The sequence below is a fragment of the Arthrobacter sp. 10N43 genome (genome assembly GCF_056394525.1).
On record NZ_JBFTIA010000019.1, the window covers coordinates 47871 to 69019 of the forward strand.

Sequence of the window (21149 nt, forward strand, 5' to 3'; positions counted from 1 at the left end):
TTCACCCGTAGAAAGGCAGTTCCCATGCTCCGCTCGCTGTACTCCGGAATCTCCGGCCTTCGCGCCCACCAGACCATGCTCGACGTCACCGGCAACAACATCGCCAACGTCAACACCGCCGGCTTCAAGGCCTCCTCCACCCAGTTCCAGGACACTCTGTCCCAGCTGCAGCAGGGCGCCACCGGCCCGCAGGCCCAGTCGGGCGGCACCAACCCCGCCCAGGTCGGCCTCGGCGTCCGGGTTGCCGGCGTCACCACCAACTTCAGCCAGGGCTCATCGCAGAGCACCGGCCGCGCCACGGACATGATGATCTCCGGCGACGGTTTCTTCGTGACCAGCAAGGGCGGCCAGCAGCTCTTCACCCGGGCCGGCTCGTTCAGCCCCGATTCGTCCAACCAGCTGGTCAGCCCCGACGGCGGCGTTCTCCAGGGCTGGACCGCCACCAACGGCGTCATCAACGCCGGCGGTCCGGTCGGCGACATCACGCTGAACCCGAACACCATGGTGGCGGCCGCCACCAAGACGGTGACGCTGGACGGCAACCTGCCCAGCGACGCCGCCGACGGCACCAAACTGGACCGCCTCGTCAAGGTCTACGACGCGGCCGGCGCCGAGCGCAGTGTGGCCATGACCTTCACCAAGGCCGGCAGCACCTGGAACATCGCCGCTGACGACAACGGCACCACAGCCGCCGGGTCCGTGACCTACACGAACGGCAAGCCCACCGCCGGCGGCAACTTCACCGTCAACGGCATCACCATCGACATCTCCAAGGTCTCCGGCTACGCCACCATGAGCTCGCTGGCCGTCAGCGGCCAGGACGGCGCGCCCGTCGGCAAGCTCGAATCCTACACGCTCGGAAACGACGGTTCACTGGTCGGATCCTTCAGCAACGGCATCAAGCAGGTCCTGGCCAAGATCGCCCTCGCCAAGTTCACCAACCCCGGCGGCCTGGAGAAGGCCGGCGGCTCCTCCTACGTGGCCACCGGCAACTCCGGCGGCGTGCAGCTGGGTGCTGCGGGCGACCCCGGCATCGGCACCCTGACCGGCGGAACCCTGGAAATGTCCAACGTGGACCTGTCCCAGGAATTCACCAACCTGATCGTTGCGCAGCGCGGCTTCCAGGCCAACGCCCGCATCATCACCACCTCGGACGAGGTCCTGCAGGAACTGACCCAGCTCAAGCGCTAAATCCTCCGCGTTGCCCTGTCACTTACGGCTGTCATTCGGACGCTGTGGCAGCCACAACTGATAGGGCAACGGGAGCGGCGAGCGCAACGGGAGCGGCGAGGGCAACGGGAGCGGCGCTCGCGGTCAGGCAGCCCGCCAGGTCACGGGGAGCTGTTTCACCCCGAAGACGATCGTGCTCTCCATCCGCTCCAGCGCCGCTCCGGGTTCTACGGCCAGCCCCGGCAACCGCGAGAGCACAGCCTGGAGCGCGATCTTGGCTTCGAGCCGGGCCAGGGGAGCGCCGAGGCAGAAGTGGATGCCCTGACCGAAGGCCAGGTGACGGTTTGGTAAGCGTTCGACGTCGAACACGTCAGGGTGCGGGAACTGCGCTGCGTCCCGGTTCGCAGAACCGATCCAGGCCACGATCGGCGACCCTGCGGGGACCGGCCGGCCGTGCAGCGTCGTGTCCACCGTCGAGATCCGGTACATGGACTGGACGGGGGAGCGGTAGCGCAGCACTTCTTCGATCGCATGCGGCAGCAGATCAGGCTCGGCGAGCAGTCGTTCTGCCGTGCCCGGCGCCTCGGTGAAACACAGCACCGCGTTGCCGATCAGGTTGGTGGTGGTCTCGTTGCCGGCAACGAGGAGGAGGCTGCAGAATCCGAGCAGCTCCATCACGGTGAGTTTCTGCCCGTCGATCTCGGCCCCGAGCAGCGCGCTGATGAGGTCGTTGCCCGGCTGGCGCCGCCGCTGTTCGATCATGTCCATGAAGTACTCCGCCATTTCCCGGTTGGCGGCCGCGTGGCTGGATCCGTTGGCGCCCTCGCGGGTCTGGCTGACAATCACGTCAGACCACTGCTTGAACCGGTTCCGGTCCGAGGCCGGGATGCCCATCAGTTCCGCGATCACGATGACCGGCAGCGGGTAGGCCAGCTGGTCGATCAGGTCCGTGGTGCCGGCGGCAATGACCGGGTCCAACAATTCGCTGGTGAGCTCGGAGATGCGCGGTGCGAGCGCTTCCACCGACCGGGGCGTGAACGCCTGCGACACCAAGGAACGCAATTGGCGGTGCCGGGGAGGGTCCGTGTTGACCAGGCTGGCGGCAAACATCTGGCCCGAGGGGTCATCTCCGCCGAACCGAGAGGAAAACGTGGCGTGCTCGGACAGGACCCGCTGCACGTCGTCGTAGCGGAACACGTGCCAGACGCCGGTTTCCTGGTCCTGGAAAACCGGTTCACTCTCACGCATGGCTTCATAGCGGGGAAACGGGTTCAACGGCTGCTCGAGAGCCGGAAATGGCACCATGGCTGGCCTTCCTTCCGGGGCGGGCCGGGTGGCCCCGTCAGCTCCCACCTTAATACCGTGAGGCGGCCTTGGCACGGGAAATCTTGGCACGGCCGCCACCCCGTGGATCCGGACTGTGCAAGGGGCCTGTTCGCGGCGCCTAACGAAGGGGCCGGGGCTGCCGACAGTACGGAGGAGAACACCCTTCCCCTCACAGAGCAGAATCGGCCCATGATCGTCGTTACACGCCTCAACGGAACGCGCTTCGCGGTCAATCCGGACCTCATTGAGCGCATCCACGAGAGCCCGGATACGCATTTGGTGACGCTGGACGGCGCCGCGTACGTGGTGCTGGAAAGCCTCGCTGAAGTTGTCGAGCTCATTGCCGACTACCGGGCCTACGTCCTGAGCAAGGCAAGGGACTTTCCGGCCATCACCGGGTATCCGCTCAGCCTGGTCCGGACCGACTCGTCGGACGACTCGCCCGACGACGACACAGACGACACCGACGGCGCCGGCCCCACGGTGCCCCTGCAACCCAGAAAGTAACGATGGATCCCGCAACAGTCATTGGACTGCTCCTCGCCTTTGGCTCCGTTATCGCCATGGTGTCGCTTGAAGGCGCCAGCCTGTCGGCCTTGCTCCTCCCCGCCCCCATGATCCTGGTCTTCGGTGCCACGCTCGCCGTCGGGATCGCCGGGAACACCCTCAAAGACGTCCTCCAGGCCTTCAAGGCCCTCCCCAAGATGTTCCTCGGCAAGACCGCCAAGCCGCAGGAAAGCATTGACCAGATGGTCCGCTTCGCCGAAAAGGCCCGCAGCGAGGGCCTGCTGTCCCTGGAAGAGGAAGCGGCCAGCGTCAAGGATCCCTTCCTGGCCCGTGCCCTGCAGAACATCGCCGACGGCACCGACGCCGAGGACCTCCGGATGCTGATGGAGGACGAGATCGACTCGAAGTCCCGCAGCGACCACGCAAACTCCAAATTCTTTGCAAGCCTGGGCGGCTACGCACCCACCGTGGGCATCATCGGCACCGTCGTGTCCCTGACCCACGTCCTGGAAAACCTCTCCACGCCGGACCACCTTGGCCCCATGATCGCCGCGGCCTTCGTCGCCACCCTGTGGGGCCTGCTCTCCGCCAACTTCATCTGGCTCCCCTTCAGCGCCCGGATGGCCCGGCTCTCCGAACTGGACATCGAACGGATGACCCTGCTGATGGAAGGCATGCTGTCCGTCCAATCCGGCGCCCAGCCGCTGCTGCTCGCCGAACGGCTCCGGGCCATGGTCCCCGAGCACCAGCTCAGGAGCTCCGGCGGCAAGAAGGCCGGCGCGGACAAGGCCGACAGGATGGACGAGGCCGCGTGAGCCCACGACGGCGCGGGCGGAAGAAGCCGGAGGAGCACCACGTCGACGAACGCTGGATGGCGTCCTACATGGACATGGTCACCGTGCTGATGTGCATGTTCATCGTCCTCTTCGCGATGTCCACGGTGGACGCCAACAAGTTTGAAAAGCTCCGCAACTCCCTGGCCACAGGATTCGGCGCGGTCGCGTCCGAGACCGTGGACACGGCGTCGGGCACGGTGGTGCCGCCCGAACTCGTGGACCAGAACCTTGAGGCGTTCGCCGCCGTCAAGGGCGCCGCCACCGCCTCCCCCGAGAACATGGCTGAGGCGATCAAGGAAGTGGACCGGCTCAAGGAGCTGCAGAAGAAAATGCAGGCCGGCCTGGCGGCGGCCGGGCTGAGCGAAAACGTCGAGTTCCAGATCGACCAGCGGGGCCTGACTGTCAAACTCGTCGGATCTCAGGCATTCTTCGAACCTGACCGGCCCGAACTCACCTCCCGGGCTGCCCGGGTGCTGCAGGTCATCTCCCCGGTCCTGAAACCGGCCGGCATGGAAATTATGGTCGAGGGCCACGCCGCGAACGGCATCACGGCCTACCCCTCCACCTGGGAACTGTCCTCCGCGCGCGCCGTCAACGTCCTGCGGTACATGGTGGACAACGGCGGCATTGGCCCCGGCACCATTGGCGCCGTCGCTTTCGGATCGGCCCGCCAGGTCAACGACGACTCCACCCCCGCGCTCATGGAGCGGAACCGCCGGGTGGACATCGTGGTCCTTTCCGATAAACCCGACGTCGTCCGGGCGCTGATTCCAGAGGCACTGAAGCTGAGCAAGAAATAAGCCGTTGGTTGCTTCCAGCGGATTGCCACCGGCGGATCGCTTACGCCGCGCATTCCCTTGCCGATAGTGGCAACCGTGAGTGTTTTGGATGAGCGGGAAGTGGCACGGGAGCGGACCGTCAGCGTCTATGACTTCCGCCKTCCGGCGACCCTCGCCCGCGAACACAGCCGGGTGCTCGAACTCGCCTTTGAAACCTTCGCCCGCCAGTGGGGCACCCAGCTCACCGCCAAGGTGCGCGTCAAGTCCGTGGTGCGCCTTGAAGACGTCAGCATGCTCAGCTACSACGAGTACGCAGCCTCCCTGCCCGCCGTCACCGCCATGGTCCTGTGCACCGTGGAGGCCCACGATTCCAAGCTCGTGGTGCAGTTCCCCGGCCCGGCCGCCCTCGGCTGGGTCAACCGCATGCTCGGCGCCTCCAATGATTCGCCCATGCCGGACCGCAAGTTCACCCAGATCGAGCAGGCGCTGATCAAGGGCCTCATGGACGAGGCCCTTGAGGACCTCGGCTACTCCCTTGGCCCGCTGCTCAGCGAGGCCGTCCGGGTGGACACCATCCAGTACAACTCCCAGTTTGCCCAGGCCGCCGCGCCGAGCGAACTGATGATCGTGGCCTCCTTCACCATGAGCGTCGGCGAAGTCAACGCCCCCGCCACCCTGGCTGTTCCGGCCGGCATCCTGCTGGGGCGGCTGAAGAAGGTCAACCCGACCGACACCCGCGACGACGCCCCGGCACGCATCAGCGCCCAGCTGGAGCAGGTGCCGGTGGAACTGTCGGTGCGGCTCTCGACGTCGTTCGTCACCCCGAGCCAGGTCCTGGGCCTCGCCGTCGGCGACGTCCTGACCCTGCCGCACCTGGAAAACCGGCCCTTTGACCTCACCCTGGACGGAACCCGGCTGGCCACCGCGGCCCCGGCCCGCAACGGCTCCCGCGCGGCCGCAGTCATTGTCACAATCGAGGAGAACCAACGATGAGCATCACCCTGACCAAGCACGAATTGTCGGCGGAGCGGCTCGTCGAGGAACTGCCGAGCCCGGTGGCCCTGAAGGTTGTTGCCCTGGTTCCTGCCCGGGCCGCGGCCGCCTACGCCCGCCAGGCCGTCACGGCGACCTTCGTCGGCGCGGTGACCGCCGATCTCGCGCTCATGCTCAGCGACCGCACCTTCCTTGACGAGGCCGCTGGGGCAGGGTCCCAGCTGGGGCACGTCTCCGTGACGGACGTGCTGCGTCCCGCGATGGAAGGCGCCAGCTCGGTCTTCGGCGCCGGCGTCCTGTCCGACCTGCGCGAATCCGACGTCTCTGGGCTGCTCTCGGACCCCGACACGGCGGTCTTCGAACTCTCCGACGGCACGAACGCCGCGGCCTGGTTTGCTGTCCGGCTCCGCGAGCACGGCAACAGCCAGGACCGCGCCGGGGACGTCTTCGCCGGCGGCGACACGGTGGCCGGCCGGCTAGGCCGCATCAACAACATTGAAATGGCCCTCACCGTGGAGATCGGACGCACCCGGATGTCTGTCCGGGATGTGCTGTCCCTGGAACCGGGCAAGATCATCGAACTGGACCGCTCCGCCGGCGCCCCGGCGGACGTCCTGCTCAATGGGCGCCTGATCGCCCACGGCGAGGTTGTGGTCCTGGACCAGGACTACGCGGTTCGGATCACCCGGATCCTCGACGTTGCCGAGGGGCTCAGCTGAATGGATGCACTGATCCTCGGGCTGCGGGTAGTCGTGGCCCTGGGCGCGGTGCTTGGCCTCATGTGGCTGCTGCAGCGCCGGCTGGGCCAAGGCACCGGGCGGCGCCGGGCTGACCGTGCCCTGACCATCGTCAGCCGGCAGAGCCTCGGACAGAAAGCCTCCGTGGTGGTAGTCGACGCCGCCGGGCAGCGTTTCCTCCTGGGCGTCACCGAGCACGCCGTCAACGTCCTGCACACCGGGGACATCCCGCCCGAACCCGAAGAAATCCCTGTCCCCGGCACCGGCCGCGGCTTCGGGGATTTCGCCCGGATCCTCGCCGAGGCCAGCCCGCTCTCCGGCAGCCACGTCCGCACGGACGCCGGCACGCATGACGACGGCGGATATGACGACGCCGGATACGACGACGGCGGATACGCCGACGGCGCGGAAGGCCAGGACGGCGTCCGGGACCTGCCGCCGTCCCGCCGCAGCACCCTTCACCGGAGCTCCCACGCCCGCGGCCCTGCCGTCCGTGGCGGCGCGAGCGGCGCGTCGGGACACCCGCCGCTGCACGGCTCCATCCTGGCCGGCTCCACGTGGAAGCAGGCCGCCGCCGCACTCAGGAGCGGACGCCGCAATTGATCCGCCCCCTTGCTACCGGTACCACCCGCTCGCTTTCAGCAGGCGCACGACCCCTTAGGCTCCTGGCCGCGGGGGTCGCCGTCGTGCTGTTCACCTTCCTGCTGCTCTGGCTCAATGCCTCCGCCGGCCACGCCGCGCCGATCGACCCGATAGCGCCGGTGGCGCCGACCGATCCCGCCAACCCCGGCGGCGGGAACGTCAACATCCAGATCAACGGCGCGGACGGTAAACCCTCCACCGCCGTTTTGACCCTGATCGGGATCACGCTCCTGGCCGTCGCACCCTCGCTGCTGCTGATGATGACGTCCTTCACCAAGATCTTTGTGGTCCTGGCGATGACCCGCAACGCACTGTCCCTGCCGTCCATCCCGCCGAACCAGGTGCTGGCCGGGCTGGCCCTGTTCCTGTCCATCTTTGTGATGTGGCCCGTCATCAACGAGATCAACACCACTGGAATCCAGCCGTACCTCAACGGCACGCTGGACTTCAACGGTGCGGTCAGCGCCGCGTCGGGTCCGCTGCAGCACTTCATGCTCGCCCACACCAGGGAAGAGGACATCGCCCTGATGTCCCGTGCAGCCGGGGCCGAGAACCCGGCCACTCCCGAGGCTGTCCCGCTGCAGACCCTCATCCCGGCGTTCATGATCTCTGAACTCCGCGCCGCGTTCATCATCGGCTTCGTCATCTTTATCCCGTTCCTCGTGATCGACCTCGTGGTGTCCGCGGCCCTGATGTCCATGGGCATGATGATGCTGCCGCCGGTCATGATCTCGCTGCCTTTCAAGATCCTGCTCTTCGTCCTGGTCGACGGCTGGGGCCTGATCATCACGGCGCTGGTCCAGAGCTATGCGGGTTCGGGATGAACTCGAACGCCGTCCTGGATATCTGCCTCCAGGCCATGATCGTGGCCGCGAAGCTCTCCGCTCCGGTGCTGGTCACGGCGCTGGTGGTGGGCCTGGCCATCTCCTTGCTGCAGTCCATCACGCAGCTGCAGGAAGCCACGCTGTCCTTCGTGCCGAAGGCGGCCGCTGTGGCCGTGGCCCTGATCGTCTGCGGGCACTGGATGATTTCGGAGATGGTGACGTTCACGAACGACCTCTTCGCAAAGATTCCGTCCCTGCTCGGAGGCCTGTGAGGTGGGCATCCCCATCGACCCGACCTGGCTGGAAGTCCTGCTCCTGGCCACGGTCCGGATGACCGCTTTCCTGATCGTGGCTCCGCCCTTCTCGCACCACGCCTTCCCGGGGCGAGTGAAGGCAATGCTGGGACTCGGACTGGGCCTGGCGGTGACGCAGCGCATGGTCGGCGGCTACACGCCCCGGAACACCGCCGGGTTCCTCACCGGTCTGGTCCTTGAGCTGCTGACCGGGCTCGTGTTGGGATTCCTGGTCCTGGTGATCTTCTCAGCGATCCAGTCCGCCGGCAGCCTGATCGACCTTTTCAGCGGATTCCAGATGGCCCAGGCCTTCGACCCCCAGATGATGGTCAACGGCGCCCAGTTCACCCGGCTCCTGCAGATGGCGGCTCTGGCCCTGCTCTTCGCCTCGGACGGCTACCAGCTGGTGATCACGGGCCTCACCGGCAGCTTCGCCGCCCTGCCCCTGGCCGGAGGGATCGACCTGGCACAGCCCGTGCAGGCCCTCATCGCGGCCGTGTCCGGCATGTTCCTGGCCGCCGTGCAGATCGCCGGCCCGCTCCTGGTGGTGCTGTTCCTTGCCGATGTCGGGCTTGGCCTGCTCACCCGCGTGGCGCCTGCGCTGAACGCCTTCTCGCTGGGCTTCCCGCTGAAGATCCTCCTCACCCTCACGCTGGCCGGCTTCATGTTCCTGGCCCTGCCCCGGATCGTTTCGAGCCTCGCCGGACAGGCGGCCAAAGCAGTGCTGGGGGTGGGCTGATGGCGGATTCACAGGAAAAGACCGAGCAAGCCACCGACAAGCGGATGAAGGAAGTCCGCTCCAAGGGCCAGCTTTCCCGTTCCCAGGACCTCACCGCCTGGCTCGGCGTCGGCGCGGCCGCGCTCATGCTGCCCAGCACCGTGGACCGGGCCGCCAACGCCGCCACGGACCAGCTGTTCACCGTCCGCGGCATTGTGTCAGCGCCGGATCCCGGCAAGGCCTTCCAGGCGCTCGAAGCCGGGTTCGCGTCCATTGCCGGGATTGTGGGCCCCCTGCTGATCGTCGTGTTCCTGGCTGTCCTCGCCGGCTCCGCCCTTCAGGGCGGTGTCCACCTGAAGAAATTCAGGCTCGAATTCGAACACTTCAACCTGCTCAGCGGCGTCAAGCGGCTTTTCGGCGCCCAGGCGGTGTGGGGTGGCCTCAAGGCGCTGATGAAGGCGAGCGTCGTCGGGCTGGTGCTCTACTCGGTGGTGCAGGGGTTGATCCCGGTCCTGTTGACCGCCGGCGGCCTGCCGGTGTCCGGCGTCACGGCGGCGGCGGCCGGCGGCATCTCCTCCCTGGTCCAGTTCGCGGTGGCCGCCGGAATCGTGCTGGCCGCGGCCGACTTCTTCGTGGTGATGCGGCGCAACCGCAAGAAGACCCGGATGTCCAAGAAGGAAGTCCAGGACGAGAACAAGAACAGCGAAGGCGATCCGCTCATCCGCTCCCAGCGCCGCGCGCGCCAGATGTCGATGAGCCGGAACCGCATGATCGCCTCGATCGCGGACGCCGACGTCGTCCTGGTCAACCCCACGCACGTGGCCGTGGTCCTCAAGTACGAACCCGGCAAGTCCGCGCCCCGCGTGGTGGCCAAAGGCTCCGGCCACGTTGCTGCGAGGATCAGGGAAGAGGCCGAGCAGAAGAACGTGCCCATGGTCCAGGACATCCCGCTGGCCAGGGCACTCCATGGCGCCTGTGAGCTGGGGGACGAGATCCCGGTGGACTTCTACCGGGCGGTGGCCGGCGTCCTCGCGTTCGTCATGGCGCTCAAGGCCCGGGGCGCCGCCACCGGGATGCACCGCATGAGAAGCACCGGTGCCTTCGTATGAAGCACCCCACGAAGCACGGCAGAAAAACTTTGGGAATCAGCGTCTGTGAAAGGACCGCACCATGAACAACAGGCTGAACCGGCTGGTGGTGCCCATCGGCATCGTGGGGATCGTGCTCCTGCTGGTGGTTCCCGTGCCCGCGCCGCTGCTGGACTTCCTCATTGTCTGCAACATCCTGCTGGCGCTGCTGGTCCTGCTGACCAGCATGTTCGTGAAGAAACCGCTGGACTTCTCCGTGTTCCCATCCCTGCTGCTGGTGGCCACGCTGTTCCGGCTGGGCCTGAACGTAGCCTCCACCCGGCTGGTGCTGGGCAACGGGTATGCCGGGCAGGTCATTGAAGCCTTCGGCAAGGTGACGGTGGGCGGCTCCATGATCATCGGCGCCGTCGTGTTCCTCATCCTTGTGGTGATCCAGTTCGTCGTGGTCACCAAGGGTGCCGAGCGCGTGGCCGAGGTGGGCGCGCGCTTCACCCTCGACGCCATGCCCGGCAAGCAGATGGCCATCGACGCCGACCTCAACGCCGGTCTCCTCACCGACACCCAGGCCCGGGAGCGGCGCGCCGAAGTCTCGGCCGAGGCCGACTTCTACGGTGCCATGGACGGCGCCTCGAAATTCGTCAAGGGCGATGCCATCGCCGGCATCATCATCATCATCATCAACTTCATCGGCGGCATCGCCATCGGCATGCTGCAGCGCGGCATGGAGATAGGCGATGCCCTGAACACCTACGGCCTGCTGACCATGGGCGACGGACTCGTCACGCAGATCCCGGCGCTGCTCATGGCCGTCTCCACCGGCATGATCGTGACCCGGTCCAACGCCGAGTCGGACATGGGCAGCACGGCCTCCACCCAGCTGCTGCAGTCACCGAACGCGCTGATGATCGCCGGCGTCGCCGCCCTCGCTATGGCCCTGATCCCGGGTATGCCGCCCATCCCGTTCGTCCTCGTCGGAATCGGCCTGATCATCGCCGCCCGCCGGACCACCGCGACCCAGCGTGCGGCCGAGACGGCCCGGGAGGCCGAATCGACAGCGCTGAACTTCCCGGAGCAGGACCCCAACGAGAAACTGCTGGAAGACATGCGCATCCACCCCGTGGAGATCCTGCTGGCCCCGGACCTCGTAGACATGGTCTCCGGCGCCTCCGACGACCTCCTGGCCCGGGTCCGGTCCCTCCGGCATAAGATCGCCATGGAACTGGGCCTGGTCATCCCTCCGGTCCGCACGCGGGACAGCGTGGACCTGCCGCCGGCCACCTATGCCATCCGGATCGCCGGCGTCGAAGCCGGCCGCGGCACGGCCCCCGGCGGCCAAATGCTCGCCCTCGGCGAGAACCTGGATTCGCTCCCCGGCGCGGCGATGATCGAGCCCGTGTTTGGGCTCGCCGGAAAATGGATTCCGGGGGAGATGCGGCACAACGCCGAAATGACGGGCGCCACGGTGATCGACCGGGTCTCCGTCCTGGTCACCCACCTGTCCTCGATCGTCGCGGCGAACGCTGCCCGGCTGCTGTCCCGCGAGGACGTCCGCGTGCTGACCGAGGGAGTGCGCAAGCAAAGCCCCTCCGCTGTCGACGAGCTGACCCCGGCCCTGCTTTCCCTCGCCGAGCTGCAGCGCGTCCTCCAGGGCCTCCTGGACGAGCAGGTCCCCATCAACGACCTCGCCCGGATCTACGAGGCCCTCACGCTGCGCGCCAAGATTTCCACGGATCCGGAATCGCTCGTGGAAGCCGCCCGGCAGGCCCTCGGCCCCGCCCTCACGGCCAAGTTCATGGACGGCCCCGTTCTCAACGTCATCATGATCGACCCCGTCCTGGAACAACACATGCTCGAGGACATGCGGCCGGCGGAAGGCGGCAGCCAGATCGTCATGGGGCAGGAAAGGCTCGACGCCGTGCTGCGCTCGGTGCGCTCCGCCGTCGACGCCGCGGCCGCCGCCAACCGCCAGGCCGTGCTCGTGTGCGCCCCGGCGCTCCGGCCGGCCATCCACCGGCTCGTGGGCGCCCAGCAGGGGTCCGTGCCCGTGTTGTCCTACCGCGAGGTGACCTCCGCCAACGTCCGGATCGAAACAGTAGGAGTGGTGCGCCATGCCGAACCGCTATCGGCTTAAGGGAGCCTCGCTCGAGGAAATCCGCCGCAAGGCGGAGCAGCAGTACGGGCCCGCGGCCCGGATCGTGTCCGCCGAACGCGTCATCAGCCCCGGCATCGCCGGCCTCTTCGCCCAGGACCGCTACGAGGCAATGATCGAGATCATGTCCAAGCACGAGGTGGTCACCGGCGAGGTAGTGCCCGACGCCGACATCCTGGCCGGGACCGAAACGGCGTCCGCCGGCAGACCCGCCGGAGAGGGCCACACCGGACGGGGCGACGCCGGAGAGGGCGACGCCGACGCTGCCGCCGCACCGGCGGCGCCCGCACCGGCGCCCGCAGCCCAGAACGGACCGCCGGCCCGGACCTCACCGACGGCCGCGCCCGCTGCGGCCAGGACCGCCGTCGGACCGTCCCATCACCTTCAGGGCGCCGCCATAGCCGCACTGCTGGAAGAGGCGGACGCCGCCGAGCTGAGCCTGCACCGGCCCTCCGCTGCCGGTGTTTCCACCGAGTCGCGGGACTTTGCGGAGATCCTGGAGCAGCTCGGCGCCGGGCTCCGGACCCCGGCGGAAGCAGTTCCCGCCGCCGACCCGGCTTCCGCCGTCGGAGTTCCCGCCGAAAGCTACGCCGGGCAGGCCGACCGTGCTGCCCAAAGTCCCGCCGCCTCAACTCCAGTTTCAACTCCCGCCGCCGCGCCGGGCCGGGCGCCGGGGGATGCCGGGGTTGCCCCCGCACCGCTGAACGGCGTCGGCGATCTGGTGGTTCTGGTCGGGCTGGGGGAGGACGCCATGGATGCCGCCCTGGCCATGTCCATGGCGGCGGGCGGTGCCGATGTCCGGACCGCCGGCGAGCTTTCCGCCTATGGCCACCTGCACGTTGACGGGCGGCAAAGCGCCACGGCCGCCCGCGCCCACGCGGTGCTGACCGAGCGCACCGTCCTGGTGGCATTCGGACTCGGCAAAGCCCGCAACGCCCTGGCCCGGGTGCAGTCCGTGGCCGCGCTCTCCGCCGACCAGGTCTGGGTGGTGGTCGATGCCGGGCGCAAGCATGAGGACACGAAGCGCTGGGTCGGCGTGCTCTCCGCCCAGCTCAACGTTGCCGCGGTGGCGGTGGTCGGCGCCGCGGAGACGGGGTCGCCTGAAAGCGTCAACGGCATGGGACTGCCCGTGGGCTGGATCGACGCCCGTCCCGCCGGTCCCGATCCGACATGGCAGAACCGGCGGGAATCGTCCGAAGCTCCCCGCGGTGAAGGGTAGATTGAGAAGATGCTGGTACTAACACGCAAGCCGGGCGAACAGATCATGATCGGCGACGGCATCGTCATCACGGTCCTGGAAGGCCGCGGCGACGGTGTTCGGATAGGCATCGAGGCACCCCGGGGCGTGCCCATCCAGCGCCGGGAAGTCATCGAAGCCATCGCGGCCGCGAACCTCGCCGCGGCGGAAGCCGGCCCGGAGGCCGAGGACGCGCTGCGCGGGCTCCTGCCGCCCGCACCTCCCGCCAAGGGCTGAAGCCAGGTCCCGGATCAGTCCTTTTCCCCGCCCAGATACTGGGCCAGGGCGGGCTGGGGTGCGCGCCGGACCACGGCCAGGGCCCGCTCCAGGTTTCCGCCAGTGGCCAGCTGATCCAGCAGTCCGGCGGTGCCCGCCGGGCCGGGACGTCCGGGCAAGGGGAGGACCCGCAGTGCCTCTTCGTTCACGCGGGCGGCCGCGCCGAGCCGGTCAAGAAGTGCGTGCAGGGCGTCCAGATGCTCGCCCAGGATCTCGGCCCAGGGGCCGGCGGGTGCGGCCGCAATCAGTTCAACCAGCGTGGCCTGTGCCGGCATACCCCATTGGGCCGCGACGACGGCAGATTCGACACTCCGGGCCAGGCCTTCAAAGCGTAAACGGTCCAGCACGGCTTCGATTTCGGAAGCCATGAGGCGCAGCCATTCCACGTTCCCGGCCCCGACGTGCAGCCGTAGCGTTTCCAGCCTGAAAAGGAGCAGTTCCAGCTGCCGGCGCTCCTGCCACAGTGCCGCGGAGAGATCACTTGCGCTCATGGGCCCCATTCTCTTTCCGCCCCCTGAATCGCAGCTTCGGGGCGGGTACCGCACTTTTTGCCAAGCTTTTCCCTGAGGGTACACGCAGATCCGGGATCAGGTGATAGGTTTCCTCCATGGGTGCTGCGCCCTACTTGCGAACGCTGACTCCAATGGGGGGAGCACCGGTCGGTTTGGGTGCGGTTCTCGGCGTTTTAAGGGCTACAGCCCTTCGGATCCGGTCTCATGGGGGGACACAGTATTGAATCGCGTGGAACGCAACGAGATGGTCACGCAGCACCTTCCGCTGGTGGGGTATCTCGTCTCAGATTTGTGCTCGAAGGCGTCACACCTTTCTCGCGATGATTTGGCCTCGGCCGGTGCAATTGCCCTGATCACGTCGGCCGATTCGTTCGATCCCGACCTCGGGGTTCCCTTTGGCGCGTTCGCCCGCCGGCGCATCCTTGGCGCGTTCGCGGACGAGATGCGGGCCAGCGACTGGGCCACCCGCTCCGCCCGCCGGCGGATCAAGGAAACCATGTCCGTCCAGGAAACCCTGGCATCCGCCCTTGGCCGCACGCCCACAGTGGACGAGATCGCCTCCGCCCTCGGCGTCCAGCAGAGTGTTGTGGAGGCCGCGCTCGCGGATGCCTCACGCACACTGACACCCCTCGATGAGGCCGTGGTGGATACCCTGGCCGCCGAAACCCTCACCCCGGAACACTCCGTGCTCGCGGATGAACGGCTCCAGTACCTGCGGGCCGCCGTGAAATCCCTGCCGGAACGGATGCGCTACGTCGTGGAGGAGATCTACTTCGGCGACCGGACGGTCAAGGACCTGGCCGCCGAACTCGGATCCACCCATGCTGCGGTGTCCCAGCAGCGTTCGGAGGCCATCCGGCTGATGCGCGACGGACTGACCGCGCACTACGCCGATGACCCCGCGCAGCCGTTCGAACCCCAGTCCAGGATTACGCCGCGGCGCCGCAACGACTACCTCACCCAGCTCTCCGAGGCCACCTCCGGCGGCATCACCCGTGCCGTGTTCCCCCGCGGTCCGGTCCTCAACGAAGCCGTCTAGCCGCCCCCGAAGCAGTTAGTAAGCCGGCTTAGTAAGCTGATCGAGAAATTCCTCCCCGAACCGTCGCGGCCCGACGCCGCCCTGCGGTAGCGTCGAAAGCATGGGCCGGGCCGCCAGCACGCGGCGCGCGCGGCCTCCACCGCACCGGTTCTATCGAGGAGGACGCATGAAAGCAACACCTACACTGACGACCAACCTGCAGGCAGTCCTGGTGGACCTGATCGAACTCCACGTTCAGGGCAAGCAGGCGCACTGGAACATCGTCGGGACCAACTTCCGGGACCTTCACCTCCAGCTGGACGAGATCGTCGACGCCGCCCGCGGGTTCGCGGACGACCTCGCCGAGCGCATGCGCGCCCTCCACGCCCTCCCTGACGGCCGAAGCTCCACGGTTTCCAAGTCCACCGCGCTGGCCGAGTTTCCGGCGGGCCTGATCAGCACGAAGGACGCGATCGAACGCATTGTCGCAGCGCTGGAGGCAGCCGTCGGCACCATGCGCAAAGTCCATGACGAAGTGGACGATGAAGACCCCACCACCGCCGATCTGCTGCACGAGTTCATCGCCAAGTTTGAGCAGTATGCCTGGATGGTCAGTGCCGAGACCATGAAGGCCACCGCCAGCGTGACCACTCCGGACAGCAAGTAGGTCCAGCTAGCACCAGGCCGCACTCACGAAACTCCAGCGTCCGGCGTCGGGTATTTTCCCGGCGGCGGACGCTGGAGTTTTTAAGCTACGCAATGGTCCTGGATGGGGAACGCATGTCGGTCTCGCTCGGCGCCGTCGATCTCGAGCCCGACGGCGATGGAACCGGTGCTGCTAGCTTGCCTTCGGCACCTTCCGCAGGAGGACCGCCGCGAGGACGCACGCCCCGGACATCAGGACCAGGGCGATGGAGGCCGTGACGTGTACGCCCGAGTCGAAGGCGGTGCGCGCGGCCGCCGTCACCGCCTCCGCCAGCGGCGCCGGAAGCATCCCCGCGAGCTCCACGGCGCCGGCGAGGGTCTCGCCGGCCTGGCTCGTGGCAGAGGCCGGGGCGAGCTCGGACACGCCTGCGGGGAGCCGGAGGTTGCCCTGGTAGGAAGCCGTGAGGATCGAGCCTAGGATCGCCGTGCCCAGCAGGGATCCCACTTCATAGCCGGTCTCGGAGATGGCGGCGGCGGCCCCCGACTTGTCCGCAGGCGCAGCGCCCAGGATCAGGTCATTGGAGATCGTCTCCGCGGCACCCACGCCCAGGCAGAGGATCAGCAGCGCGGCCAGCAGCAGTGACGGGCCGTGGCTGTGGTCGCCGAATGCCACCAGGAAATAGCCCGCCGCGCTCAGGAGCAGGCCGGCGGCCACCACAAAGCCGGGCCGGACCTTGCGCACCAGCGGGACCACCAGCAGCCCGGCAACGACTGTGGCGATGAGGGCCGGGACCATGGCGACCCCGGAGGCGGAGGGGGACTGCCCCTCCAGCAGCTGCAGGTGCTGGGCCAGGAAGAGAATGAAGCCGTTGAAGGAGAACAGCGCCAGGACGTTGGCGGTGATGGCGGTGCTGAAGACCCGGTTGCCAAAGAGGCTGACATCGAGCATGGGCGCCGTGCTGTGGTCCGCCTTGTGGCCTCTGGCCAGGGCGCGCTGGCGCCGGATGAACACGTAGCCCATGAGCAGCCCTGCTCCGATGCTCGCGAAGGCCTCCAGTGAGGGCCCGTGGGTGGCGAGGGTCTTGATCCCGTAGACAACGGGCACCATGACCAGCAGGGACAGGATGATGCTGGGCACGTCCACGCGTCCGGGCTTAGGGTCGCGGGATTCCGGGATCAGTGCCGGACCGAGCAGCAGCAGGGGCAGGATGATCGGCACTGCGACCAGCAGGACGGCGCCCCACCAGAAGTGCTCCACCAGCCAGCCGCCGGCAATCGGGCCGAGGGCGGCGCCGCCGGAGAAGCCTGCGGCCCAGATTGCCACTGCCAGCCTGCGCCGGTTGGGCTCCGGGAAAATGTTGCGGATCAGGGAAAGCGTTGACGGCATGAGCATGGCGCCGAAGAGGCCGAGCCCGGCGCGGCCTGCGATCAGCCATTCGGCGCTCGGCGCGAACGCCGTCAACGCCGAGACCGCGGCAAAGCCTGCGCTGCCCACGAAGAGCAGCCTGCGCCGTCCGATCCTGTCACCCAGGCTGCCCATCGCAACCAGGAGTCCGGCCAGAACCAGGGGGTAGGCGTCGATGATCCACAGCAGTTCGACGCCGGAGGCGTCCAGGCTGCGGGCGATGGCGGGCAGGGCGAACGTCAGGGCGGTGTTGTCCACGGCCACAAGCAGGACAGGGAACATCAGCAGGGCCAGCGCCACCCAGTCGCGCCACGAGGCCCGGGGGCCGGTGGCCGACGCGGTGCTGGTGGTGGTGGCGGTGATCGACGGAATGCTCATGGAACGTAACTATACCGTCTGGACGGTACAGTTAAGAAATGCTCGGCCGGACAGGCATGATGGGAGGCATGCCCAGGAAACCCGTCGCCCGCGAGGCCGTTCTCCACGCCTTCGAATCCCTGCTCATCGAAGTCGGTGAACGCGCCGCGACGCTGGACGCCGTCGCGCGCCGGGCCGGAGTCTCCAAGGGGGGCCTGCTCTACCACTTCCCGACCAAGGAGGCGATGATCGCGGTCCTGCTCGAGCGACTGGACGGGCACCTCGCTGCCGATGTCGCCGCCATGGCTGAGGCCCCCGAGGGTGCGGCGGTGTACTTCATCAAGTCCTCGGTGTGGGCGGACACCCCCATGGACCGGGTGTTCGTCGCGGCCACGAGGCTCGCCGAGGTGGCGCACCAGGAGACCCTCCGCCGCTTCGCCGCCGCCCAGGCGAACTGGCTGGAACTGCTGGCTGCCGACGTCGGGCCCGCCATGGCGAAAGCCGTCCTGTACATGGGGGACGGGCTGTACTTCAACGCCATGCTGGGCCGGGGGCCGGGCGGGCAGCCGCCGGAAGTCAGTGACGACGTCGAGAGCCTCCTGGCCGCCGTCGAGAAGCTGCGCCGCTGACGGCCGCCGAGACCCGCCCGTCGAATACGCCGGAAGCCTGCGACTACGCCGGAACGAAGCGGCGTCCCCGCACGCCTGCGGCGAACTCGCGTGGCCGGACCTGTAACTTGGGGCCGCCGCCGGGAGGGAGTTTGCGGACGCGCGCCCGGCATAGGACAATGAGTGCTGTGACTGTTGTCACCCCAAATTGAATACGCCTTTGATCTGCGGCGGGAGAGTCCTGCAAGTAGGTACAAGCAGGCGCCGTAGGAGCAAATCCTCCCCAGGAATCTCTCAGGCCCATGTACCGCCGCGGCAAGGCATCTCTGGAAAGTAGCAGGTGCGTCCCTAGCGCGCTGTGCTCACCGACGGTGCAAGCGGAGCCCCTCATGTGGGCTGCGCGGAAACTCTCAGGTCCAATACAGAGCGGGGAGGAACCCGAATCAATGTGGCGTACCCTGCGCCGCCTGAGTTATGGAGTTCCTTGTGACTGTTACCCCAGCCTCCACGTCCTTCGTTGACCGGCACATCGGCGCCCGCCGCCAGGCCGACGTCGACGCCATGCTGAAGGCTGTCGGCTACGACACCGTCGACGCCCTGGTGGACACCGCCGTTCCGAAGGACATCCGCCAGGACTCCGACCTCGCGCTCGACGCAGCCCTCAGCGAAGTGGAAGTCCTCGCCGAACTGCGCAAGCTGGCCGCGAAAAACAAGACCGCCGTGCAGATGATCGGGCAGGGCTACTACGACACCCTCACCCCGCCGGTAATCCGCCGCAACATCCTCGAAGCCCCGGCCTGGTACACCGCCTACACGCCCTACCAGCCGGAAATCTCCCAGGGCCGGCTCGAGGCGCTGCTGAACTTCCAGACCATGGTCCAGGACCTCGTCGGGCTGCCGATCGCCAACGCCTCGCTGCTGGACGAAGCCACCGCCGTCGCCGAGGCCGTGCTGATGATGCGCCGCGCGAACAAGAACAAGGCCGCCCACGACGGCAAGACCGTCTTGGACGCCGACTGCCTCCCGCAGACCATCGCGATCGTCAAGGGCCGCGCCGAGGCCCTCGGCTTCGAGGTCGAGGTTGCCGACCTCTCCAGGGGCCTGCCCGAGGGCGTCATCAACGGCGTCGTCCTGCAGCAGCCCGGCGTCTCCGGCCGCGTGTTCGACCACACCGCCGTGATCGCCGAAGCCAAGGAACGCGGCGCCCTCGTCACCGTCGCGGCCGACCTCCTCTCCCTGACCCTCATCACGTCCCCGGGCGAACAGGGCGCCGACATCGCCGTCGGCTCCGCCCAGCGCTTCGGCGTGCCGCTGTTCTTCGGCGGCCCGCACGCGGCCTACATGGCGGTCCAGAAGGGGCTCGAACGCTCCATGCCCGGCCGCCTCGTCGGCGTCTCCAAGGACAACGCGGGCGTCCCCGCCTACCGCCTGGCCCTGCAAACCCGCGAGCAGCACATCCGCCGGGAGAAGGCCACCTCGAACATCTGCACCGCCCAGGCGCTGCTGGCCATCGTGGCATCCTTCTACGCCGTCTACCACGGCCCCGACGGGCTGAAGGCAATCGCCCAGACCGTCCACGGCCACGCCAGGACCATCGCAGCCTCCCTGAAGACCGCCGGCTTCGACGTGCTGCACACCTCCTTCTTCGACACCATCACCGTCTCCGTGCCGGGCCGGGCAGCAGAGATCATCGCGGCCGCCGACGCCAAGGGCGTCAACCTGCGCGCCATCGACGCCGACACCGTCGGCATCTCCGCCGATGAGGCCACGACGGCGGCCATCGTCGCCGACGTCGTCGCCGCCTTCGGGGCCAGCGTCGTTGACGCAGCAGACTCCTCCTTCGGCCTGGACACCGCCGTCGAACGGACCTCCGACTACCTGCAGCACCCGGTGTTCAACACCCACCGCTCCGAAACCCAGCTGCTGCGCTACATCCGCCGCCTCTCGGACCGCGACCTTGCCCTGGACCGCACCATGATCCCGTTGGGCTCGTGCACCATGAAGCTGAACGCCACGGCCGAAATGGAAGCCATCTCCTGGCCGGAGTTCGCCTCCATCCATCCGTTCGCCCCCGAATCCCAGACCGCCGGCTGGCGCGAACTGATCGAGGACCTCGAAGCACAGCTGACCGAGATCACCGGGTACGACCAGGTCTCCATCCAGCCCAACGCCGGATCCCAGGGCGAACTCGCGGGCCTGCTGGCCATCCGCGGCTACCACCTCTCCCGCGGTAATGCCCAGCGCAACGTCTGCTTGATCCCGGCCTCCGCCCACGGCACCAACGCCGCCTCGGCCGTGCTCGCCGGCATGAAGGTCGTCGTCGTCGCCACCGCCTCCGACGGCACAATCGACCACACGGACCTCACCGCCAAGATCGAGGCCAACAAGGACGCCCTGTCCTGCATCATGATCACCTACCCCTCCACCCACGGGGTGTACGACGCCGACGTCCGCGAGGTCTGCGACTCGGTCCACGCCGCCGGCGGCCAGGTCTACATCGACGGCGCCAACCTGAATGCGCTCGTGGGTCTGGCCCAGCCGGGCCAGTTCGGCGGCGATGTCTCGCACCTGAACCTGCACAAGACCTTCTGCATCCCGCACGGCGGCGGCGGACCCGGCGTCGGCCCGGTCGCGGCCAAGGCCCACCTGGCACCGTTCATGCCGGGCAACGCAGCCGATCCGGCCAACGGCGCCGACGGAACCCCGATCTCCGCCTCCCGCTACGGCTCCGCCGGCGTCCTGCCGATCTCCTGGGCCTACGTGAAGCTCATGGGCGGCCAGGGCCTCACCGAGGCCACCAAGTCGGCCCTGCTCGCGGCGAACTACATCGCGGCCCGCCTGAACGACTCCTTCCCGGTCCTGTACACCGGCGAGGGCGGACTCGTGGCGCACGAGTGCATCCTGGACCTGCGCGAACTGACGGCCAGGACCGGAGTGACCGCCGAGGACGTGGCCAAGCGCCTGATCGACTTCGGCTTCCACGCCCCCACGCTGTCCTTCCCCGTTGCGGGCACTCTCATGGTGGAGCC

At 67.9% G+C, this 21149-nt stretch carries 21 protein-coding genes and 2 riboswitches; of the genes, 18 read left to right on the forward strand and 3 right to left on the reverse strand.

Annotation, left to right across the window (positions count from 1 at the left end; all coding sequences use genetic code 11):
* Positions 1 to 24 precede the first annotated feature (24 nt).
* A complete protein-coding gene (locus AC1DDO_RS21545; RefSeq protein ID WP_476868829.1) occupies positions 25 to 1191 on the forward strand; it encodes a flagellar hook protein FlgE in 1167 nt (388 codons plus the stop codon).
* Between the two features lie 123 nt (positions 1192 to 1314).
* Here the strand turns inward: AC1DDO_RS21545 and AC1DDO_RS21550 are convergent, their stop codons facing one another.
* Entirely contained in the window at positions 1315 to 2475 is a 1161-nt protein-coding gene (locus AC1DDO_RS21550) for a cytochrome P450 (protein WP_476868830.1), read from the reverse strand.
* 210 nt (positions 2476 to 2685) lie between these two features.
* Between AC1DDO_RS21550 and AC1DDO_RS21555 the strand changes: the two genes are divergently transcribed.
* From AC1DDO_RS21555 to AC1DDO_RS21615, 13 genes are all read left to right on the forward strand, one after another.
* Positions 2686 to 3003 carry a flagellar FlbD family protein gene (locus AC1DDO_RS21555; protein WP_441410870.1) on the forward strand — a complete coding sequence of 106 codons (318 nt, stop codon included), beginning with the start codon at positions 2686 to 2688 and terminating at the stop codon, positions 3001 to 3003.
* 2 nt (positions 3004 to 3005) lie between these two features.
* Positions 3006 to 3818 (forward strand): motility protein A, encoded by an 813-nt coding sequence (locus AC1DDO_RS21560; RefSeq protein WP_476972719.1) that lies wholly within the window; start codon positions 3006 to 3008, stop codon positions 3816 to 3818.
* Positions 3815 to 4639: an OmpA/MotB family protein gene (locus tag AC1DDO_RS21565; protein ID WP_476868832.1), complete on the forward strand. Its 825-nt coding sequence runs from the start codon at positions 3815 to 3817 to the stop codon at positions 4637 to 4639. The genes AC1DDO_RS21560 and AC1DDO_RS21565 overlap by 4 nt, the downstream gene beginning before the upstream one ends.
* A gap of 75 nt (positions 4640 to 4714) precedes the next feature.
* Positions 4715 to 5611 carry a flagellar motor switch protein FliM gene (locus AC1DDO_RS21570; protein WP_476972720.1) on the forward strand — a complete coding sequence of 299 codons (897 nt, stop codon included), beginning with the start codon at positions 4715 to 4717 and terminating at the stop codon, positions 5609 to 5611.
* Positions 5608 to 6330 (forward strand): flagellar motor switch protein FliN, encoded by a 723-nt coding sequence (fliN, locus tag AC1DDO_RS21575; protein ID WP_441410866.1) that lies wholly within the window; start codon positions 5608 to 5610, stop codon positions 6328 to 6330. Before AC1DDO_RS21570 ends, fliN begins: the two co-directional genes overlap by 4 nt.
* Positions 6331 to 6951 (forward strand): flagellar biosynthetic protein FliO, encoded by a 621-nt coding sequence (gene fliO, locus AC1DDO_RS21580; RefSeq protein WP_476868833.1) that lies wholly within the window; start codon positions 6331 to 6333, stop codon positions 6949 to 6951.
* A complete protein-coding gene (gene fliP / locus AC1DDO_RS21585) occupies positions 6948 to 7814 on the forward strand; it encodes a flagellar type III secretion system pore protein FliP (RefSeq protein ID WP_476868834.1) in 867 nt (288 codons plus the stop codon). Before fliO ends, fliP begins: the two co-directional genes overlap by 4 nt.
* Positions 7811 to 8086, forward strand: a complete 276-nt coding sequence (gene fliQ, locus AC1DDO_RS21590; RefSeq protein WP_390205792.1) for a flagellar biosynthesis protein FliQ — start codon at positions 7811 to 7813, stop codon at positions 8084 to 8086. The genes fliP and fliQ overlap by 4 nt, the downstream gene beginning before the upstream one ends.
* A gap of 1 nt (position 8087) precedes the next feature.
* On the forward strand, positions 8088 to 8846 hold the full coding sequence (locus AC1DDO_RS21595) for a flagellar biosynthetic protein FliR (RefSeq protein WP_441410863.1): 759 nt from the start codon (positions 8088 to 8090) through the stop codon (positions 8844 to 8846).
* Entirely contained in the window at positions 8846 to 9934 is a 1089-nt protein-coding gene (locus tag AC1DDO_RS21600) for an EscU/YscU/HrcU family type III secretion system export apparatus switch protein (RefSeq protein WP_476868836.1), read from the forward strand. The genes AC1DDO_RS21595 and AC1DDO_RS21600 overlap by 1 nt, the downstream gene beginning before the upstream one ends.
* Before the next feature lie 61 nt (positions 9935 to 9995).
* Positions 9996 to 12044, forward strand: a complete 2049-nt coding sequence (locus AC1DDO_RS21605) for a flagellar biosynthesis protein FlhA (protein WP_476972721.1) — start codon at positions 9996 to 9998, stop codon at positions 12042 to 12044.
* Positions 12022 to 13281, forward strand: a complete 1260-nt coding sequence (locus AC1DDO_RS21610; RefSeq protein ID WP_476972722.1) for a hypothetical protein — start codon at positions 12022 to 12024, stop codon at positions 13279 to 13281. Before AC1DDO_RS21605 ends, AC1DDO_RS21610 begins: the two co-directional genes overlap by 23 nt.
* A gap of 9 nt (positions 13282 to 13290) precedes the next feature.
* Positions 13291 to 13536 carry a carbon storage regulator gene (locus AC1DDO_RS21615; RefSeq protein WP_476868839.1) on the forward strand — a complete coding sequence of 82 codons (246 nt, stop codon included), beginning with the start codon at positions 13291 to 13293 and terminating at the stop codon, positions 13534 to 13536.
* Positions 13537 to 13550: 14 nt separating this feature from the next.
* Here the strand turns inward: AC1DDO_RS21615 and AC1DDO_RS21620 are convergent, their stop codons facing one another.
* The gene (locus tag AC1DDO_RS21620) at positions 13551 to 14066 is read right to left on the reverse strand and encodes a flagellar protein FlgN (protein ID WP_476868840.1); all 516 of its coding nucleotides are present in this window, start codon (positions 14064 to 14066) and stop codon (positions 13551 to 13553) included.
* Between the two features lie 241 nt (positions 14067 to 14307).
* Between AC1DDO_RS21620 and AC1DDO_RS21625 the strand changes: the two genes are divergently transcribed.
* Both AC1DDO_RS21625 and AC1DDO_RS21630 read left to right on the forward strand, forming a co-directional pair.
* A complete protein-coding gene (locus AC1DDO_RS21625; protein WP_390205781.1) occupies positions 14308 to 15126 on the forward strand; it encodes a sigma-70 family RNA polymerase sigma factor in 819 nt (272 codons plus the stop codon).
* Positions 15127 to 15292: 166 nt separating this feature from the next.
* Entirely contained in the window at positions 15293 to 15772 is a 480-nt protein-coding gene (locus AC1DDO_RS21630) for a Dps family protein (protein ID WP_476868841.1), read from the forward strand.
* Positions 15773 to 15943: 171 nt separating this feature from the next.
* Here AC1DDO_RS21630 and AC1DDO_RS21635 read toward each other — a convergent pair whose 3' ends face one another.
* Positions 15944 to 17533, reverse strand: a complete 1590-nt coding sequence (locus AC1DDO_RS21635) for an MFS transporter (protein ID WP_476868842.1) — start codon at positions 17531 to 17533, stop codon at positions 15944 to 15946.
* Between the two features lie 68 nt (positions 17534 to 17601).
* Here AC1DDO_RS21635 and AC1DDO_RS21640 point away from each other — a divergent pair, with 68 nt between their 5' ends.
* Together AC1DDO_RS21640 and gcvP are read left to right on the forward strand one after the other, a co-directional pair.
* Positions 17602 to 18141, forward strand: coding sequence for a TetR/AcrR family transcriptional regulator (locus AC1DDO_RS21640; RefSeq protein WP_476868843.1), 540 nt, complete (start codon positions 17602 to 17604; stop codon positions 18139 to 18141).
* Between the two features lie 200 nt (positions 18142 to 18341).
* A riboswitch (glycine riboswitch) is annotated at positions 18342 to 18440 on the forward strand.
* A gap of 1 nt (position 18441) precedes the next feature.
* Positions 18442 to 18555: riboswitch (glycine riboswitch) on the forward strand.
* 39 nt (positions 18556 to 18594) lie between these two features.
* Positions 18595 to 21149: aminomethyl-transferring glycine dehydrogenase (gene gcvP, locus AC1DDO_RS21645; protein WP_476972723.1), on the forward strand; the 2555-nt coding region annotated here is incomplete at its 3' end.

What these genes read in the sequence shown, in the direction of transcription:
- AC1DDO_RS21630 (WP_476868841.1), top strand. Translation starts at nt 15,293, where the DNA reads ATGAAAGCAACACCTACACTGACGACCAACCTGCAGGCAGTCCTGGTG.
- AC1DDO_RS21545 (WP_476868829.1), top strand. Translation starts at nt 25, where the DNA reads ATGCTCCGCTCGCTGTACTCCGGAATCTCCGGCCTTCGCGCCCACCAG.
- AC1DDO_RS21635 (WP_476868842.1), bottom strand. Translation starts at nt 17,533, where the DNA reads ATGAGCATTCCGTCGATCACCGCCACCACCACCAGCACCGCGTCGGCC.
- AC1DDO_RS21610 (WP_476972722.1), top strand. Translation starts at nt 12,022, where the DNA reads ATGCCGAACCGCTATCGGCTTAAGGGAGCCTCGCTCGAGGAAATCCGC.
- AC1DDO_RS21605 (WP_476972721.1), top strand. Translation starts at nt 9,996, where the DNA reads ATGAACAACAGGCTGAACCGGCTGGTGGTGCCCATCGGCATCGTGGGG.
- fliO (WP_476868833.1), top strand. Translation starts at nt 6,331, where the DNA reads ATGGATGCACTGATCCTCGGGCTGCGGGTAGTCGTGGCCCTGGGCGCG.
- AC1DDO_RS21615 (WP_476868839.1), top strand. Translation starts at nt 13,291, where the DNA reads ATGCTGGTACTAACACGCAAGCCGGGCGAACAGATCATGATCGGCGAC.
- fliN (WP_441410866.1), top strand. Translation starts at nt 5,608, where the DNA reads ATGAGCATCACCCTGACCAAGCACGAATTGTCGGCGGAGCGGCTCGTC.
- AC1DDO_RS21640 (WP_476868843.1), top strand. Translation starts at nt 17,602, where the DNA reads ATGCCCAGGAAACCCGTCGCCCGCGAGGCCGTTCTCCACGCCTTCGAA.
- AC1DDO_RS21550 (WP_476868830.1), bottom strand. Translation starts at nt 2,475, where the DNA reads ATGGTGCCATTTCCGGCTCTCGAGCAGCCGTTGAACCCGTTTCCCCGC.
- AC1DDO_RS21555 (WP_441410870.1), top strand. Translation starts at nt 2,686, where the DNA reads ATGATCGTCGTTACACGCCTCAACGGAACGCGCTTCGCGGTCAATCCG.
- AC1DDO_RS21560 (WP_476972719.1), top strand. Translation starts at nt 3,006, where the DNA reads ATGGATCCCGCAACAGTCATTGGACTGCTCCTCGCCTTTGGCTCCGTT.
- fliQ (WP_390205792.1), top strand. Translation starts at nt 7,811, where the DNA reads ATGAACTCGAACGCCGTCCTGGATATCTGCCTCCAGGCCATGATCGTG.
- AC1DDO_RS21620 (WP_476868840.1), bottom strand. Translation starts at nt 14,066, where the DNA reads ATGAGCGCAAGTGATCTCTCCGCGGCACTGTGGCAGGAGCGCCGGCAG.
- AC1DDO_RS21600 (WP_476868836.1), top strand. Translation starts at nt 8,846, where the DNA reads ATGGCGGATTCACAGGAAAAGACCGAGCAAGCCACCGACAAGCGGATG.